Consider the following 16,659-nt stretch of genomic DNA (forward strand, 5'->3'; position numbering starts at 1 on the left):
TTCCGCAAGATGCAGACGGCAGGGAGCACGACATCGTGACACCGGACGAGGACGCGGCCGACTCGCACGCCCCGGTGTTCTTCGTCAGTTACGCCCAGTTCACGACGCCGCACCTGGAGGTCCAGGAGCCCAACCTGTACGTGATGGAGTTCTTCGACGAGCTGTCCGGCAACGTGAGCCAGCTCCTCGGCCGGCGCACCGGCGACTACCCGGGCTTTCTCGACCGCACGCTGGTCGGCGGCCAGCGCTGGACCCGCGAGCTGTTTCTTGCCGCGGCCACCTGCCAGGTCTTCGTCCCCCTCGTCTCACCGGGCCTGCTGACCAGCGAGTGGTGCGCGATGGAGTGGGACGTGTTCGCCCGCCGGAAGATCGTCCGCCGCAAGGGCACCGCCCCGGTCTCCGAGAGCTGCATCCTGCCGATCGTCTGGATCCCCACCGCGCTCGACGAGCTGCCGCCGGTGATCCGCGGCATCCAGCTCTTCTCGCCGGTCGGGCTCCCGGACCCGGCGTACGCCCGGCAGTACCTGGAAGACGGCCTGTTCGGCCTGCGGCAGCTCGGCCAGAACGCCGTGTACCGGGCGGTGGTGTGGCGCCTCGCCCAGCGCATCGTGCAGATCCACCGCACGCACCGCGCCGTGCCCCTCGACCCCGTGCCGACGAGCACTGACGGACTCACGAACGTCTTCGCAGACCAGCAGGAGGTGGCATGACACAGGCCAGCGGGGCCGCCGCGCCGCCCAGCACCGGTCGCGGGACGTACTTCTTCCTCAGCTACGCGCACCCGGCGCCGTCGTCGGAGTACACGCCCGCGGACGCCGACCCCTGGGTCCGGGTGTTCTTCGACGACCTGTGCGGTGAGGTACGCCGGCACGCCCAGCCCACCTCCCGCATGGAGATCGGGGTATTCGACCAGCAACTCCCGATCGGCTCCGACGTGAAGGCGGCGCTCGCCACCGCCCTCAGCGACGCCCAGGTCTTCGTCCCGCTCTACTCGCCCGACTATTTCAGCAGGTCGTGGCCGCTGCGGGAGCGACAGTCCTTCTTGGACAGGGTGGCGGCGCCCGGCTCACCAGACACCCAGCGGCACGTCCTGCCGGTGCTGTGGATCCCCTTCCCCTCCTGGGACGAGACACCCGAGGTGCGCCGGGCGCTGGCGCTGGGCGCCGGCATCCCCGCGTACGCCGAGAACGGCATGCGGGCGCTGTGCATGCTGGCGCCCTACCGCGACGACTACACCCGGCTGCTGGAACGCATCGCGGGACAGATCGTCAACCTGACCGAGCGGCTGCCGCTCGACGCCTCACCGGCGCCCCGGCTCGACGAGGTGACCCGCGCGCCGATCCCCAAGGGCGCCGACGCGGAGACCCCGTTCGTGGTCGCGGTGACCGCACCCGCCGGCACCGACCGGCAGGCGCTGCCGGTGGCGCAGCACGCCGCCAGCACCGCCGAGCGGCTCGGGTTCCGGGCACAGGTGGAGACGTACAGCGACGGGTCCGGCCTGTTCGCCAGGGCACCGGGCGTGCTGTTGATCGACCCGTGGGTGGCCGGTGGACCGGGCGGCATGCAGGCGCTGCGCGCCGCGACGAAAGACCTTCCGGAGTGGGTGGTACCGGTCGTGATCGCCGACCGCGACGACCCCCGGTACGACGAGCGCGGCGCGCGCCTCGCCGACGAGGTGATGGATATGCTCACCGCGGCCGGCCTGGAACGCGCGAAACGAGTGGCTCAGGTGAAGGAGTTCGTCGACATCATGCCGAACATCGTCACCCAGGCCCGCCGGCAGTACCTGCGCAACGCGCTCGTCCATCCGCCGGAAGGCACCCAGAGCACGCGCCCCAGCCTACGCACCGAGCCTGCAAAGCCCGATCCCGGAAAGCCTGATCCTGGAAAGCAGAGCGATGACTGACAGCGGCGGCCAGATCATCACCTTCTACTCGTACAAGGGTGGCACGGGACGCACGATGGCGCTCGCCAACGTCGCGTGGATCCTCGCCGCCAACGGCAAGCGGGTGCTCGTCGCCGACTGGGATCTGGAGTCGCCCGGCCTGCACCGGTTCTTCAAGCCGTTCCTCGATCCGGAGATGGTGCGCGGCTCGACCGGCATCATCGACCTGATCCGCACGTACGAGTGGGAGACGACCCGCAAGCCGGAGCGCCCCGAGCGGTGGCACGAGGAGTTCGCGAAGGTCGGGCGGCACGCGTTCTCGCTCGACTGGCGCTTCGGCCCCGGCACGCTCGACTTCCTCTCCGCCGGCCTGCAGAACCAGGACTACGCGGTATCGGTCAGCGGCCTGGACTGGGAGACGTTCTACAACCGGCTGGGCGGTGGGCAGTTCTTCGACGCCCTGCGCGCCGACATGAAGCGCAACTACGACTACGTGCTGATCGACAGCCGCACCGGGCTCAGCGATGTCGCCGACATCTGCACGATCCACCTGCCCGACACGCTCGTCGACTGCTTCACCCTCAGCGACCAGGGCATCCACGGGGCCGCGCAGGTGGCGCACACGGTGCAAAGCCGGTACAGCGCGCGCAACAGCAGGCAGCGGCTGATCCGCGTACTGCCGGTGCCGATGCGCGTCGACCAGGCCGAGAACGACAAGGCCAACGCGGGCCGGCTGCTCGCGAAGAGCCAGTTCGCCGGCCTTCCGGCCGGCATGAACGACGAGGAGCGGCGGCGGTACTGGGCGGCGGTCGAGGTGCCGTACCAGACCTACTACGCCTACGAGGAGATGCTCGCCACCTTCGGCGACGACCCGGGCTCGCCCCGGCTGCTGCTGTCCGCGTACGAGCGGCTGACCTCGTACATCACGGGCGGCGCGGTCACCCGGCTGCCCGCCATGGACGAGTCGCTGCGGCTGCGCGAGGTCGCCCGCTTCACCCGCAAGCCGCCGGAGCAGGAGGCGATCGTCCTGCGGTACGCCCCCACCGACCTGGTGTGGGCGGAGTGGATCGAGTCGGTGCTCACCGCGGCCGGCGTCCGGGTGCTCCAGCCGCAGGACGTCGCGTCCGGCACCGAGAGCGCGCGCTCGCTGTCGATCGTGTCGTCGGCGGCGTCCAGCGCCACGGTGCCGCAGGACGTGCCCGGTGCCCGCCCACCCCTTACGGTCTACGTCGCCGACGTGCGCCCCTCGCCCGACGTACCGCCCGAGGCGTCCACCAGCACCGTCGGGTGTGACGAGAGCACGGCCGCCGACCGGATCCTCAGCCTCGTGGGCCGCTCCGGGCCGGTGGCCGGCGACCCGCTGTCCCGCGTGCGGTACCCCCGCGTCGAGCCGAGCCTCTTCCAGGCTCCGGTGCGCAACGCCCGGTTCACCGGCCGCGAAGAGGAGCTGCTGGAGCTGCGCACCCAGCTCAAGGCCGGTCGCACCGCGGTCGTCCTGCCGGTCACCCTGCGCGGCATGGGTGGCGTCGGCAAGACCCAGGTCGCCATCGAGTACGTCCACCGGTTCAAGTCCGCGTACGACCTCGTGTGGTGGATCCAGGCCGAGCAGCCCGAGTTCATCGACGCCTCGATGGCCGACCTCGGTGCCGCCATGGGCGTACCGCAGGCGGCCACCGCCCGAGAGACCGCGTTCGCCGCGCTCGACGCGCTCAAGCGGCGCGACCGGTGGCTCGTGGTCTTCGACAACGCGGAAGACATCGAGGGCGTCGACCGCTGGCGGCCGCAGGGCAACGGCCACGTCCTGATCACCTCGCGCAACGAAGACTGGGCCAACCGCACCAACTCGATCCCGGTCGACGTGTTCCGCCGGGCGGAGAGCGTCGCGCACCTGCGCAGCCGGCTCGAAGGGATCACGGACAGCCAGGCCGACCAGATCGCCGAGGTGCTCGGCGACCTGCCGATCGCGATCGCCAACGCGGGCGCCTGGCTCGCCGAGACCGGCACGCCGGTCGACGAGTACCTGGCCGAGCTGGAACACGGCGGTCCCGGCCCGCGCTCCCCGCAGGCCGCCTGGCAGGTGACCTGGGACCTGTCGCTCAAGCGGCTGAGCAGCCAGTCGCCCGGCGCGTACCGGCTGCTGCAACTGTGTTCCGTGCTGTCCTCCGAGATCGCCCTGGACCTGCTCTACAGCGACGAGATGGCGGCCGCGATCTCGCCGTACGACCCGTCGGTGTCGGAGCGGCAGATGCTGGCGTTCATGGTCCAGCAGATCAACCGGCTGGCCCTGCTCAAGCTCGACACGCACACCCGGCAGATCCACGTGCACCGGCTCATCCAGGCCGCGGTGCGCGACCGCATGACGCCCGAGGACCTGGAGGACGCCAAGCACCAGGTCCACCTGGTACTGACGCGGTCGCGCCCGGGCGGCGAGGTCGACGACCCCGAGAACTGGCCGCGGCTGCGCATGCTGTGGCCGCACCTGGCCGCCTCCGACGCGGTGGACTGCCTGGACGAGATTGTCCGCCAGCTGCTCATCGACCGCGTGCGGTACCTGTGGCGGCGCGGTGACCTGTCGCAGGGCGTCGAGTTCGGTCGCGAGATCGACAAGCACTGGTCGGGCCTGCTCGCCCGCGACCCCGAGTTCGCCGAGGGCACGGCGCGCGGCGTCTCCCTGTACCGCCAGTTGCTGCACCTGCGTTTCAACGTGGCCAACCACCTGTGGTCGCAGGCCAAGTTCGACGAGGCGCTGCGGATCGACGAAGACGTACTCGCGGAGCAGCAACGCCTGCTCGGCGCCGAGCACCCGCACACGCTGATGACCGCTGGCAGCCTCGCGAGCAACCTGCGCGGCTTCGGCCGGTACGCCGAGGCGGTGCCCATGGACCGGGCCACGTACGCGTCCTGGTCGCGCGTGTTCGGTGAGGACTACCCGCGCACGCTGTCGGCGGCCAACAACCTCGCCACCTCGCTGCGCCTCATCGGCGACTTCCGCGCGGCCCGCGAGCTCGACCAGGACGTTTTCGACCGGCGGCGGATGGTGCTGGGCGACGACAACCCGTACACCCGGCACTCCGCCACCCAGCTGGCCCGCGACCTGCGGGAGGCGGGCGAGTACGACCGCTCGGTCCTGCTGCTCGACGAGGTCTACACGGCCTTCCGCGACGACCCGAAGTTCGGCCCGGACGCGCTGGAGACCCTGAACGCGCAGGCCAACCTGGCGGTCTCGCTGCGCAGCGTCGGTCGCGGCGGCAGGGCGTCCCGGCTGCTGGACGACGCGTACGAGCGCCTGCGGGAGCGGTTCGGTCCGTCCAATCCAGACACTCTGGCGTGCCGGCTGAGCCTGGCGGCCACCCTCGTCGTCATCCGCAACGTGGCGCGGGCCGACGAGGAGACCCGCGCGGTGGCCGCCGCGTACGAGCGGAACCTGGGGCCGGATCACCCGCACACGCTGGTCTGCGTCAACAACATGTCCGCCGCGGCCCGGGTGGCCGGCGACGACGCGCGGGCCTACGAGCTGGTGACCCGGGCGGCCGAGCAGTTCGCCGACCGGCTGGGCCCGGACCACCCGTACAGCCTGGCGGCGACAATGAACCAGGCGATCTGCCTGATCGAGATCGGCGAGCCGGAGAAGGGCCGCGACCTGCTACAGGGCGTCGTCAACCGGATGCGCACGCAGCTGGGCGTCCAGCACCCCGACGCGGTGAGCTGCGAGACGCACCTGGCCATCGTGCAGCGCCGGCTCGGCGAGGCGGGCTCGGCGGCGCACTACGCCCGGCTGATCGAGCGCCTGGCCAAGGGGCTCGGCGCCGACCACCCGATCGTCACAGAGCTGCGCGAAGGGCAAATGGTCTACCGGGTACTCGATCCGCACCCGGTCTGATCTCGGGCCCGGCCCCAGACGCGGACCCGGCCGCGGTCAGCCAGGTCAGCATCTGCGGCAGGATCTCGACGGCCGCGAAGTGGCCCTCGCCCTGCTGCACCTCGACCCGCGCCCCGGGGATGCGCTCGGCCAGCCACCGGGTGTGCTCGACCGGTGAGAACTGGTCGGCGCTGCCGTGCCACAGCCGCACGGACACCTGGATCGACGCCGGGTCGAAGCCCCAGTTCTGCCGGAACGCGAGGGCGTCGTCGATCCAGCCGTCGGCGCCGAAGCGCACCGCCTCGGCGTAGCTGTCGGCGAGCTGCCGCCGCATCGCCACGTTTTCGACGACGCGGCGGTCGGGGTCGGCGAGCTCCTTTTCCAGGAAGGCGATCAGGCTCTCGGGATCGCGGCGCAGCCGGTCGGCCTGGCTGGTCAGGTTGGCCATCAGGGCGCCACGGTTGGCATCCGCGGACTGATATTCGTCCATATTGGACTCGCCCATGCCCCGGTACCAGTCGAGGCCGGGCGCGTCGGCCGGCGCCAGGCTGACCAGCACGGCCGCCCGGGTCACCCGATCGGGCAGCATGGCCGCCACCGCCAGGGCGTGTGGGCCGCCGCCGGAGCGCCCGACGACCGCGAACCGGTCGACACCGAGCGCGTCGGCGATGATCCGGACGTCTTCGGCCGCGTCGACGACGCGCCGCCCCTCGCGGCGGTCGGAGTGGCCGTATCCCGGACGGTCGTAACAGATCAGACGCACGCCGAGCCGGTACAGCACGATGCTGCGCGGCTTGATGCCGCTGCGACTACCGGGGGTGCCGTGCATGAGGAAGACCGGCAGGCCGTCGGGTGCGCCGGTGTCCTCGACGGCCAAGCGGTGCCCGTCAGGGGCCGTGACCTCCTTTTGGGCTGCCTGCTCCCCGACCACGCTCGCCTCCTGCCAGATGACGACTACGCTCCGGGCAAATGGACAAACCGCTCGTACCGCCCAAAATACCTGGATACACCCAGAACCTACCCGGCCTCAAAGTATCAGCCTACGGTTCATGAACGATCGTCGCCAGACACCGCCGGACAGCGCGGCGTAGCCGATCGTCGATATCGGCAGCGTGCGCACCCTGCGTTGCTGGCAAAATGGACCTGTGAACAGCGCCACCAAAGCTCCGGATGATCAGTCCATAACCTTCGGGTCGGACTTTCTCCAGCTCGACATCGGCGGTGCGCCAGCCGGCGGCCGCGCCCAGTGGCTGGCCGAACGGCTGCGGCTCGCGATCACCGACGGCCGCCTGCCGGTCGGGAGCCGGCTGCCCGCGACGCGGGTGCTCGCGCGCGAATTGGGCGTGTCGCGGGGCGTGGTCACCGAGGCGTACCAGCGGCTCGGCGAGGCCGGGCACCTCGCCGGGCGCGGCCGCGGCGGCACGGTCGTGGTCTCGGCTCCGGCACCCCGGCAGGCGACCGCCGAGGCGCCCGCGAAGACCGCCCCGTTCGCCGCACCGCCGGGCATCGACATCTTCGACACGCTCCGGGCGGCGCCCGCGCGGATCGACCTTTCGCCGGGAGTACCCGATCTCGCGGCGTTTCCGCGGACCGCGTGGCTGCGCGCGGAGCGTGCCGTGCTCGACGCGCTGGCGCCTTCGGATTTCGGCTACGGCGACCCGCGCGGGACGCCGGCCCTGCGCGCCGCCGTGGCCGGCTGGCTGGCGCGCAACCGGGGCATCCTCGTCGACCCGGACGAGGTGATCGTCGTGGCGGGGGTGTCGCAGGCGCTCAGCCTGCTCGCCCAGGTGCTGCGCGCCGAAGACGTCACGAGCGTGGCGGTCGAGGACCCGGGCTCGCTCGGTGTGCGGCAACACCTGAACAACTGGCTGGTCGACGCGCCACCGATCACTGTGGACGATCGCGGGCTGTGCGTCGACGAACTGCGCGCCAGCGGGGTGCCGGCTGTGCTGCTCACGCCCGCGCACCAGTTCCCGACCGGCGTGGTGCTCGACGGCGACCGCCGCCGTCAGCTCGCCGCGTGGGCCGAGGGCGGCGGCCTGATCGTCGAGGACGACTACGACGCCGAGCACCGGTACGACCGGCCGCCGGTGCCCGCGCTCCGCGCGATGCTGCCCGATCACGTCTGCTACACCGGCAGCGTCTCCAAGCTGCTCGCGCCCGCGCTGCGGACCGGCTGGATGCTGGCGCCGGCGCGGTACCGGGACGCGCTGGTCGCCGCCAAGCGAAACGCGGATCTCGGCAACGCGGCGCTGCCACAGCTCGTGCTGGCCGAGCTGATGTCGTCCGGGACGCTGGAGCGCCACCTGCGCCTGCTGCGGCGCCGCCACGTCCGCCGCCGCGACGCGATGATCAGCGCCATCGCGACCCACCTGCCCGACGCCGTCGTGCACGGCGCGGCTGCCGGCCTCCACCTGATGATCACCCTGCCGTCCACGGTGGACGACGTGGCGCTGGCGGCCGCCGCGCTGGCGCAAGGCGTCAAGCTGCAACCCTTGTCCTGGCACTACCAACGCCCAGGCCCACCCGGCCTGGTCCTGGGCTACGCCGCAACCTCCCCCGCGGACATCGAGGCCGCCCTCTCCGTGATCAGGGCGTCCCTCACGTCGCTCTAGCAACGTGAGGGACGCCCTGATCATGGGGTTAGCGGCCGGGACGGCCGCCTCGACCGCCCGCTGGGGCCTCGCCTGCCGTTACCGTCGCTACGGAATTCGCTGAGCCCAGGGTGCCCGCCGTGGACAGGCCGCCGGTGGAGTCGCCGGAGGCGGTACCGCCGGAGTAGATCTGGTATTTGTCACCCTTGGTGATGGCGGACGACGAGTACACCAGGTTCTGGATGTCCTTGCTCGTCACGAACGTGGCGACCACCTTGCCGTCGCCGTCGACCACCTGCAGCGTCGTGCCGGCCGCCACCGTCGAGGTGAACGTCGACGACAGCCAGCCCTGGCTGGAGTCGGTGCCCGGCGCGACCGCCATGCCGGCGCTGCCCGCGGCCGCCAGCACGCCGCCGCTGATCTGGAAGTCGCCGTTGACGTCCAGGGCGCCGTTGCCGTTGCGGGTGGGCCCGTTGACGACGATCGTGCCGCCCGTGATCGACGCGGTGCCGTTGGAGTCGAACCCGTCGCCCTCCGCGTTGATCACCAGCGTGCCGCCGGTGACCTTGACGGAGTAGGCGCCAACGGCCTCGCCACCGCCGCCGCCCGGTCCGCCGCCGCCACCGGTGGAGGTACCGCCCGACGCGTTGACGCCGTCGTCGCTGGACACCAGAGTCACGTCGCCGCCGTTGACCGCGATCGCCGCGCTCTCCAGGCCCTCCTCGGAGGTGGTCACGTCGAGCGAGCCGGCATCGACGACCAGGGACGCCTCGGCGTGTACCGCGTCGTCGCCGGTCGCCGCTGTGATCTTGGCGCCGTTGAGGTGGACGGCGGCGTCGCTGTTGATCGCGTCGTCGGACGAGTCGAGCTTGAGCGTGCCGCCCTGCAACACGACGATCACACCGGACTTGAGCGCCTTGGTGGAGTTCTCGTCGGTCGGCGCCACGTCGCTGCCGCCGCCCGCGGTGACGGTCACGGTGCCGCCGGTGACCACCAGGTCGGTGGCCGCGTCGGCGCCGTCGCCCTTCGCGGTGACGGTGACCGTGCCCCCGGCGACCGAGATGTATCCCCGGTCCGCCTCCTCGGCGTTGTCGGCCTTGAGCCCGTCGCCGCCCGCGGTCACGCTGATCGTTCCACTCTGGACGATCAGGTAGTCCTTGCCGCGGATGCCGTCGTCGGCCGCCTCGACGGTGATGGTGCCGGACGCGATGACAAGGCCGTCCTGGCTCGCGATCGCGTCGTTTCCGTTGCCGCGTACCGTCAGCGCGCCGTTTCCGGCGATGGTGAGGTCGGCTGCGCTGTAGAGCGCGGCGTTCACCTCCGCGTCGTCGGCGTACGAGCTGGCGTCGCCGAGCGTGTTCTGGCTGCCGTCGGCGAGGATGACCACCACCTTGTCGGCCTCGGTGGCCGCGATCGCCGCCGTGGACGTACTGGTGATGGTGGCGCCGTCGAGGATCAGCTTGACCGTGGCCTCGGCACCGGCCTTGACGACGACCTGGCCGCTCAGGGTGCCGCTGAGCCGGTACGTGCCGGCCGCCGTGATGGTGACCGTCGAGCCGTCCACGGCGACGCCGTCGCCGCTTGCCGTGGCTGAGCCGCCTGTCAGCTTGACATCGACCACAGTGGACTCGTCGAAGGAGGCGTCGGTGTCGTGGGCGTCCTGGTTCTCGGCGAGCACCTGCTCGGCGCTCGACGCGCCGCTCACGCTGGCGGCCGCCGCGGTGGTGCCTCCCGACGTACCGGTGGCGGTGTCCGAGCCACCGTCCGAGCACCCGGCCACCGCGGCGGTCGCCAGTACTGCCGAGAACATCGCGGCGGTCAGCTTCTTGCGGACTCTCATCACCATCTCCTGTCGGTCGCCGGGCGGAAGTGCCGCCGCAGCACGGGTTGCCAGCGGTTGGCGGGTAGATCGGGGCGCAGCACCGCGAGTCCAGTGCCGAACTTGGACAGCGCGCACGGGCGGTGGCCGAGTGACCACAGCAGACGGTCGGCAGGGCTGGCGCCGACACCCGGTGACTTGGTCTCCACCACCGCGCGCTCCGGCATCTCCATGACCGGACCGCCCTCGGGTAGGGCGAACGACAGCGCCGTGTCGATGGTCATCCGGGCGCCGGTGGTGGGCACGAACAGCGTCGTGCGGCGGTACCGCGTGACGAGGACGCGCTCCATCGGCCGCCGCCCGCCGGGCAGCACGGCCTCGATGTCGGTGTACGCGTGCGCGTCCAGGCCGTCGGTCGCCTCGTCCGGGTACGGGAAGCGGTGCTTGACCGTCGCGCCGCGCGCCTCGCGGGTCTTGATTTCCAGGTAGTGGCCGCCGGTGTCCAGGTAGCCGCGGACCCGCACCTTGTACCGGTGCCGCCGGCGGCGCGCGGTGGCCAGGTAGAACTCCAGCGACGGGGTGTCGAAGTAGTCGGACCGGTACCCGAACTCGCGCCGGCCGTCGATCTCCAGTACCCGCACCTCGGCTCCAAGCCCGTGCAGCAGCGCGGGAAGGTCCACAGTGGGCACAACGTACTTGCGGTCCACGCGGGTCAGCAGGGCGGCCCGCTCGACGAGCTCCGCCAGGCCGATCGGGCGCAGGTCGGCGACCGTCACGGCGCCACCCGTTCGATCCGCGGGCTCGGCTCGCGCCGCACTGTCGCATGCCCTGGCGTCCCCCACCCCCGACCCCCCTGCCCGGCCCGGTACCGCACCTCGACGAGCGTGCTGTCGTTGACGAGGTCGACGTGCTTGACCGACAGGTTCACCACGCGCGCGCCGAGCAGCATCTCCAGGTGTGCCCGTAGCGCCTCCTCGTCGGTGTGCGCGCTGTCGAGCCGGAGCGTCTGGTGCCGGTACCGCTGGAACAGTTTCGGGTGGTCACCGACGTACAGTGCCGCGACGATCAGGGCCATCAGGCCGCTGCTCAGGAAGCCGACCCCGCCGGTGATGCCGGCGAGCAGGCCGAGCGCGAGCGCGGCGAAGTAGTACGCGATCTCGGACTGGGCGATCTCGTCGGAGCGCAGCCTGATGATGGACAGCACGCCGAACAGGCCCAGGCCCAGGCCGATACCGACGGTGGAGGATCCGAGCACGAGCGATACGGCGAGCACGCCGATGTTCACGCCGAGGAACGCGACCACGAGGTCCCGGCGGTGGTGCCGGGGGAAGTAGACGCCGAACACCAGCACGGCGATGGCGGCGAGATCGGCGGCGACGACCGTCAACTCATTCACGAGCGTTCCTTCATCCGGGGTTAACGACGCGTTCAGTTGACCGGCGATACCTGGGAGCTTCCTATGAACGCTCTGTGCCGCGCACATGAGTCCGCCCAGCGAGCATTGGGCTGGCTCACAGGTTCGCCACACGGCCCGCAAAGAATCGGCCGGTAGACCTGCCGCATGACGCCAGAAGGGCACCGACCGAAGCGCCGCATCCGCCGCGCCGTAGTAGCCACCGCCGCCGCCGTCCTGCTCTCCGCGGGCGGCGGCTCCGCGTGGGCGCTGAACAGGTACGTCGTCGACCACGTCGAGATCTCGGACGTGCGGGCGTACGAGGCGGCGCAGGGGTCCACGGTGCAGACCGCCACGGGTGACGCCGCCATCAAGGTGACGAAGGTGACGACCGGCAGCGGCAACGACACGGTGACCTACTACGTGGCCGACGTCACGCTGACCGACGCGACGCAGCTGCGCTCGGCGTTCGCCGACAACAGCTTCGGCGAGAACATCATCGAAAACACGTCGACCATCGCCGAGGACAACGACGCCGTCTTCGCCATCAACGGCGACTACTACGGTTTCCGCGACACCGGCATCGTCATCCGCAACGGTGTCGTGTACCGGGACGAGGGCGCCCGCACCGGTCTCGCTTTCTACAAGGACGGCACGGTCAAGGTGTACGACGAGACCGCCACCACGGCGGAACAGCTCGTCGCCGACGGGGTGTGGAACACGCTCTCCTTTGGACCGGCCATCGTGGAGGATGGCGCCGAGGTCGCCGGGATCGACAGCGTCGAGATCGACACGAACTTCGGCAACCACTCGATCCAGGGCGACCAGCCGCGCACCGCGATCGGCGTCGTCGACACCAACCATCTCGTCTTCGTCGTGGTGGACGGCCGCAGCACCGGCTACAGCAAGGGCGTCACGCTGCCGGAGCTCGCGCAGATCATGATCGGGCTGGGGGCTCAGACGGCGTACAACCTGGACGGTGGTGGATCGTCCACGATGTACTACGACGGCGCGCTCGTGAACAACCCGCTCGGCAAGGGCAAGGAGCGCGGCACCTCCGACATCCTCTACATCGGCCAGTGAGCGCCGTGATCGTGCTCATCCCGGCGTACGAGCCGGACCATCGCCTGGTCACCCTCGTCGGCTCGCTGCGCGCCGCGGTACCCGACGCGCGGGTGGTCGCCGTCGACGACGGCAGCGGGCCCGCGTACCGGCCGGTGTTCGACGCGGCCGAGAACCTCGGCTGTACCGTGCTGCGCCACCCCGTCAACAAGGGCAAGGGGCACGCGCTCAAGTCCGGCTTCCGGTACATCGCCTCGGCCCATCGCGGCGACGATGTGGTGTGCGCGGACGCCGACGGGCAGCACACCGTGGGCGACATCCTGCGCGTCGCCGACCGGGTGCGCCGCGCCGGCCACCTCGTGCTCGGCTCGCGGCGGTTCACCGGCACGGTGCCGCTGCGCAGCCGGCTCGGCAACGCGGTGACGCGGGTGCTGTTCTCCGCCGCCACCGGCCGGCACGTGCGGGACACGCAGACGGGGCTGCGCGCGTACCCGGGTTCGATGCTCGGCTGGCTGCAACGGGTGCCAGGAGACCGGTTCGAGTACGAGATGAACGTGCTTCTGGAGGCGGCGCAGGACAACCAGGCGGTGACCGAGACCGACATCGCCACCATCTACCTGGAACAGAACAGGTCCTCGCACTTCCGGCCGCTGGTCGACTCGCTGCGCGTGTACCGGCCGCTGTTGCGGTTCTCGGCCTCGTCGCTGCTGGCGTTCGCCGTCGATACCGTCGGACTGCTCGCCCTGTACGCGATGACCGGCGCCCTGCTGCCCTCGGTGCTCGGCGCCCGCGCGCTGAGCTCCACAGTGAACTTCCTTGTAAATAAACGGTTTGTGTTCAACCACGGGAAGGTTCCGTGGCGGGCCACCGCCACGAGATACTGGATGCTGGTTCTGTCCTTGCTGGCGGCCAACTTCCTGCTGATCGACGGCCTCACGGCGGCGGGTGTGCCGTTGCTGCCCGCGAAGCTGGGCACCGAGGCGGCGCTGTTCGCGGTCAGCTACCTCGTCCAGCGCCGCCTGGTGTTCGCGGGGAGTAAGCCGCGCGACTCAGCGCTATCAGATCGGTGAGGTGGGGTGGCGGGTCGTCACGCCACCACGCGATCCAGACCTGGATGGGTGGCGCGTCGCGGACCGCGCGGTAGGCGACACCGGGGCGCGGGTTCTGGTTGGCGGTGGCCTCGGAGGTGAGGCCGACGGCCTGGTTCGCCGCGATGAGCGTGAGCCACTCGTCGACGCCGTGCGTGCTGCGCACGGCCGGGCGCGTGCCCGCCGGCCACAGATCGAGCGTCGTCGTGCCGGTGCGGTGGTCGATGGCCACTGTGTACCGTGACAGGTCGCCGAGGCGCACCGACCGCTTGCGGGCCAAGGCGTTGTCGGTGGCGACCGCCGCGACCCGGCTCTCCTCGCCGATCAGGGCGGTGTCGAAGCGCGGGTCGCCGTCGAGCGAGCGGCGCACCACCGCGACCTCGGCTGAGCCCTCACTCAGGCCGCCGGTGGGGGTACTGGACTGCGCGAAGACCAGCGGCACACCGGGATGCAGCGCGCTCCAGGTCTTCTGCAGTCGCCGGGTGTGCTTGCCGAGCGCCGCCCACGCGTACCCGACCCGCAGCTCAGTCCGGGACACCTCGACGGCCTGCCGCAGGTGCGTCACCTCGTCGAGCACCCGCCGCGCGTGAGTCAGGACGCGGCCGCCGATCGGCGTCAACGTGACGTGGCGGGTGGTGCGCTGCAGCAGCCGGATGCCGAGCGCGGCCTCCAGCGCGGCGATCGCCCGTGACACCGACGCCTGCGACACGCCCAGCTCGGTGGCCGCGTCGGTGAAGGTGCCCGCGTCGACGACCGCGACGAAGGCGCGCAGGTGCCGCACCTCCAGATCCATACGCCGAGCGTATAACTGGGGCGGTCCGCGTATTTCCGTCTTCCCGCCGCCGCCGGCGAAACTTGAGCCCGTGGGGATGAAGAGCGGGCTGGCGGCGATGATCGCGGGCGCCGGCAGCAACCAGGTCGGTGCCGCGGTCGGCGCGCACGCATTCGCCACGATCGGCCCGGCCGGCGTGGTGGCGGTGCGGCAGTTCGTGGCCGCCGCGGTGCTGCTGCCGGTGGCCCGGCCCGACCTGCGCCGGTTCACGTGGGCCCAGTGGTGGCCGACGCTGTTGCTGGGGCTCGTCTTCGCCACCATGAACCTGAGCCTCTACACAGCCATCGACCGGGTCGGGCTCGCCCTCGCGGTGACGCTGGAGTTCCTCGGCCCGCTGGCCGTGGCGCTGTGCGGCTCGCGCACCCGCCTCGACCTGCTGTGCGCGCTCGGCGCCGGGGCCGGCGTGTACATACTGGTGCTGCCGAACGGCTCCAGCGACTACGTCGGCGTCGGCCTCGGGCTGCTCGCCGCCGCCTGCTGGGCCGGGTACATCCTCCTCAACCGCCTGGTCGGCGCCCGCCTGCCGGGCCTGCAGGCGCCGGCCGCGGCCACGACCGTGTCGATGCTGATCTACCTGCCCGTCGCGGTCGTCCTGGTCGCGCAGGGCCGCGTCCACGGCGCCGGCATCGTGTACGCCATCGGCGCCGGCGTCCTCAGCTCGGTGATCCCGTACGCGGTCGATCTGGTCGCGCTGCGACGCGTGCCGGCGCGCTTCTTCGGCGTCGTGATGAGCGTGCACCCTGTGCTGGCGGCGCTAGCCGGCCTCGCCCTACTGGGCCAGGTCCTGTCCCCCCACGAGTGGATAGGCATAGCGATCGTGGTAGCGGCGAACGCGGTGGCCGTAACCACCACGTCGTGATCAGGGCGTCCCTGAAGTCGTTAGGGCGACTTGAGGGACGCCCTGATCACGACGCCCCACCGCCCCGCCGCGCCCGGGGGATCATCCGTTTAGTGGATCACAGCATGCGCCTTGTAGCTTAGCCTTACCTAAGTCTTCGAAGGGTGGGGCATGGGGCTCGCGGTACGGGTGCGGGAAGCGACGAGGGCGGACCACGCGGCCGCACAGGCGGTCACCTACTTCGACGCGCTGATGGCGGGACAGCTGGACCGCGACGGGTACGCCGCGCTGACAGCTCAGCTGTTCTTCGTGTACGAGACGCTGGAGGAAGCCGCCACCGAGATGCGCACCGATCCGGTGGCCGGGCGATTCGTCCTCGACGGGCTCGAGCGGCTGCCCGCACTGGTCGCCGACCTGAACTTCCTGCTCGGGGAGGACTGGCCGACCCGGATCACCGCCAGCGCCGCCACCTCGGAGTACCGCGCCCGGCTGCGCGAGGTCGCCTTCACCTGGCCGGCGGGGTTCGTCGCGCACCACTACACCCGGTACCTCGGTGACCTGTCAGGCGGGCAGATCGTGCTCAAGGCGCTGGCCCGCGAGTACGGGCTCGGCGACGAGGGCACCCACTTCTACCAGTTTCCCGGCGTGCACCCCGTGTACGTCAAGCGCCAGTACCGGGAGTTGCTCGACGAGACCGGGTGGGATCAGGTCGAGCAGGACCGGTTCCTCGACGAGGTGTCCCTCGCGTACCGTCTGAACGTGGCGATGCTCGACGATCTGGGCAAGGCGGTGGCGGTGCGATGAGCGGCCCCTTCACGCCAGACGTCGTCGCGGCCATCATGCGCCACATGAACGGCGACCATGCGGACGACTGCCGGGTGATCGTGCAGGGGCTGGGCGGCCAGCCGGGCGCCTCGGCCGCGGCGATGTCCGGTCTGGACGCCGACGGCATGGACTTTACCGCCACAGTGGACGGTGTCGAGGTGCCCGCCCGCGTCCCGTTCACCACCACCTTGACCGAGCGCCGCCAGGTCCGCGCGGAGGCCGCGCGGATGTACCGCGAAGCGTGCGCCAAGCTCGGCCTCACCCCACGGGCGGACGCCAGCTAGCGACATCCCCCTGCGGGGCGATGCCCGCATCGTCGGCGGCTCCAAGGATGCGGCGCTCGGCCTCGCGCGACGCCGGCGGGGCTCGGCCTCGCGCGACGCCGCCGGGGGCCGGGCGGCGCGCGGCGCCGCAGGGGCGTCGATCAAGGAGATACGCATCGATCAAGGGCAAATACACGCGGA

At 71.2% G+C, this 16,659-nt stretch carries 14 protein-coding genes; 9 read left to right on the top strand and 5 right to left on the bottom strand.

The genetic code is table 11. The annotated features are described in order from the left end of the window. Positions 1–35 precede the first annotated feature (35 nt). From QMG73_RS11195 to fxsT, 3 genes are read left to right on the top strand one after another with little or no spacing between them, the layout of a single operon-like run. A complete protein-coding gene (locus QMG73_RS11195; RefSeq protein ID WP_281894304.1) occupies positions 36–710 on the top strand; it encodes a TIR-like protein FxsC in 675 nt (224 codons plus the stop codon). Next, complete coding sequence (locus tag QMG73_RS11200) at positions 707–1,906, top strand: TIR-like protein FxsC (protein WP_281894305.1); 1,200 nt, start codon at positions 707–709, stop codon at positions 1,904–1,906. The genes QMG73_RS11195 and QMG73_RS11200 overlap by 4 nt, the downstream gene beginning before the upstream one ends. Then, the gene (gene fxsT, locus QMG73_RS11205; RefSeq protein WP_281894306.1) at positions 1,899–5,765 is read left to right on the top strand and encodes an FxSxx-COOH system tetratricopeptide repeat protein; all 3,867 of its coding nucleotides are present in this window, start codon (positions 1,899–1,901) and stop codon (positions 5,763–5,765) included. Before QMG73_RS11200 ends, fxsT begins: the two co-directional genes overlap by 8 nt. On the opposite strand, the gene QMG73_RS11210 is transcribed toward fxsT, so the two are convergent. Beyond that, positions 5,707–6,675: an alpha/beta fold hydrolase gene (locus QMG73_RS11210; RefSeq protein ID WP_281894308.1), complete on the bottom strand. Its 969-nt coding sequence runs from the start codon at positions 6,673–6,675 to the stop codon at positions 5,707–5,709. The two genes, fxsT and QMG73_RS11210, sit on opposite strands and share 59 nt — an antisense overlap. A 214-nt stretch (positions 6,676–6,889) precedes the next feature. On the opposite strand from QMG73_RS11210, the gene pdxR reads away from it, so the two are divergent. Further along, complete coding sequence (gene pdxR / locus QMG73_RS11215; protein WP_281894312.1) at positions 6,890–8,359, top strand: MocR-like pyridoxine biosynthesis transcription factor PdxR; 1,470 nt, start codon at positions 6,890–6,892, stop codon at positions 8,357–8,359. Between the two features lie 28 nt (positions 8,360–8,387). Here pdxR and QMG73_RS11220 read toward each other — a convergent pair whose 3' ends face one another. From QMG73_RS11220 to QMG73_RS11230, 3 genes are read right to left on the bottom strand one after another with little or no spacing between them, the layout of a single operon-like run. Next, the gene (locus tag QMG73_RS11220; RefSeq protein ID WP_281894314.1) at positions 8,388–10,178 is read right to left on the bottom strand and encodes a carbohydrate-binding domain-containing protein; all 1,791 of its coding nucleotides are present in this window, start codon (positions 10,176–10,178) and stop codon (positions 8,388–8,390) included. Further along, positions 10,178–10,933: a polyphosphate polymerase domain-containing protein gene (locus QMG73_RS11225; protein WP_281894316.1), complete on the bottom strand. Its 756-nt coding sequence runs from the start codon at positions 10,931–10,933 to the stop codon at positions 10,178–10,180. The genes QMG73_RS11220 and QMG73_RS11225 overlap by 1 nt, the downstream gene beginning before the upstream one ends. Further along, the gene (locus tag QMG73_RS11230) at positions 10,930–11,553 is read right to left on the bottom strand and encodes a DUF4956 domain-containing protein (protein ID WP_281894318.1); all 624 of its coding nucleotides are present in this window, start codon (positions 11,551–11,553) and stop codon (positions 10,930–10,932) included. The genes QMG73_RS11225 and QMG73_RS11230 overlap by 4 nt, the downstream gene beginning before the upstream one ends. A gap of 165 nt (positions 11,554–11,718) precedes the next feature. Between QMG73_RS11230 and QMG73_RS11235 the strand changes: the two genes are divergently transcribed. Together QMG73_RS11235 and QMG73_RS11240 are read left to right on the top strand one after the other, a co-directional pair. Next, entirely contained in the window at positions 11,719–12,633 is a 915-nt protein-coding gene (locus QMG73_RS11235) for a phosphodiester glycosidase family protein (protein WP_281894320.1), read from the top strand. Beyond that, positions 12,630–13,682 carry a bifunctional glycosyltransferase family 2/GtrA family protein gene (locus QMG73_RS11240; protein ID WP_281894323.1) on the top strand — a complete coding sequence of 351 codons (1,053 nt, stop codon included), beginning with the start codon at positions 12,630–12,632 and terminating at the stop codon, positions 13,680–13,682. Before QMG73_RS11235 ends, QMG73_RS11240 begins: the two co-directional genes overlap by 4 nt. Here QMG73_RS11240 and QMG73_RS11245 read toward each other — a convergent pair. Continuing rightward, positions 13,609–14,493, bottom strand: a complete 885-nt coding sequence (locus QMG73_RS11245; RefSeq protein WP_281894325.1) for a LysR family transcriptional regulator — start codon at positions 14,491–14,493, stop codon at positions 13,609–13,611. The genes QMG73_RS11240 and QMG73_RS11245 overlap by 74 nt on opposite strands. 76 nt (positions 14,494–14,569) lie before the next feature. Here QMG73_RS11245 and QMG73_RS11250 point away from each other — a divergent pair, with 76 nt between their 5' ends. The 3 genes from QMG73_RS11250 (at position 14,570) to QMG73_RS11260 (ending at position 16,479) form a co-directional block, all read left to right on the top strand. After that, positions 14,570–15,391: an EamA family transporter gene (locus QMG73_RS11250; RefSeq protein WP_281894398.1), complete on the top strand. Its 822-nt coding sequence runs from the start codon at positions 14,570–14,572 to the stop codon at positions 15,389–15,391. A gap of 150 nt (positions 15,392–15,541) precedes the next feature. Continuing rightward, positions 15,542–16,174, top strand: coding sequence for a biliverdin-producing heme oxygenase (locus tag QMG73_RS11255; RefSeq protein WP_281894327.1), 633 nt, complete (start codon positions 15,542–15,544; stop codon positions 16,172–16,174). After that, entirely contained in the window at positions 16,171–16,479 is a 309-nt protein-coding gene (locus QMG73_RS11260; RefSeq protein ID WP_281894329.1) for a DUF2470 domain-containing protein, read from the top strand. The genes QMG73_RS11255 and QMG73_RS11260 overlap by 4 nt, the downstream gene beginning before the upstream one ends. Positions 16,480–16,659 lie beyond the last annotated feature (180 nt).

This window comes from Phytohabitans aurantiacus (assembly GCF_027923225.1).
Taxonomy (GTDB): Bacteria; Actinomycetota; Actinomycetes; order Mycobacteriales; family Micromonosporaceae; genus Phytohabitans; species Phytohabitans aurantiacus.

Bases quoted from the DNA above. Each gene is read 5' to 3' on its own strand.
- QMG73_RS11255 (WP_281894327.1), top strand. From the start codon at position 15,542: ATGGGGCTCGCGGTACGGGTGCGGGAAGCGACGAGGGCGGACCACGCG.
- QMG73_RS11245 (WP_281894325.1), bottom strand. From the start codon at position 14,493: ATGGATCTGGAGGTGCGGCACCTGCGCGCCTTCGTCGCGGTCGTCGAC.
- fxsT (WP_281894306.1), top strand. From the start codon at position 1,899: ATGACTGACAGCGGCGGCCAGATCATCACCTTCTACTCGTACAAGGGT.
- QMG73_RS11235 (WP_281894320.1), top strand. From the start codon at position 11,719: ATGACGCCAGAAGGGCACCGACCGAAGCGCCGCATCCGCCGCGCCGTA.
- QMG73_RS11200 (WP_281894305.1), top strand. From the start codon at position 707: ATGACACAGGCCAGCGGGGCCGCCGCGCCGCCCAGCACCGGTCGCGGG.
- QMG73_RS11260 (WP_281894329.1), top strand. From the start codon at position 16,171: ATGAGCGGCCCCTTCACGCCAGACGTCGTCGCGGCCATCATGCGCCAC.
- QMG73_RS11220 (WP_281894314.1), bottom strand. From the start codon at position 10,178: ATGAGAGTCCGCAAGAAGCTGACCGCCGCGATGTTCTCGGCAGTACTG.
- QMG73_RS11250 (WP_281894398.1), top strand. From the start codon at position 14,570: ATGAAGAGCGGGCTGGCGGCGATGATCGCGGGCGCCGGCAGCAACCAG.